Source organism: Microbacterium sp. UBA3486 (assembly GCF_002377845.1).
Taxonomy (GTDB): Bacteria; Actinomycetota; Actinomycetes; order Actinomycetales; family Microbacteriaceae; genus Microbacterium; species Microbacterium maritypicum_A.
The window spans coordinates 42,645-42,872 of record NZ_DFQP01000087.1 but is presented as its reverse complement, the minus strand read 5'-3'; the positions used below and the strand labels follow the sequence as shown (position 1 = coordinate 42,872).

1 protein-coding gene is annotated in these 228 nt (G+C 64.9%); it reads right to left on the bottom strand.

Features of this window, described 5'->3' with window-relative positions; translation table 11 throughout:
• Positions 1-228: recombinase family protein (locus tag B2869_RS18790; RefSeq protein ID WP_414683278.1), on the bottom strand; the 228-nt coding region annotated here is incomplete at both ends.

Below are 228 nucleotides of genomic sequence, written 5' to 3'. Positions count from 1 at the left end.
ATCGGATGCGTCTCCACGAGGTCGATCAAGTCCTCGAGCTCACGGGGTCGCCGGTAGAGGCGATCGACGTGCCACACGACGACCCGCGAAGGACCGAGCTTGATCCGGGCGAGCATTCGCGCGAAGTCCGGTCGCTTCTTGTCGAGGTAGGCGGACGTGTCGTTGTCCATGAAAACGTCGGGTTCGGCAACGTCCAGGCCCAGCCGGGCGCACAGCGAGAGGCAGTCG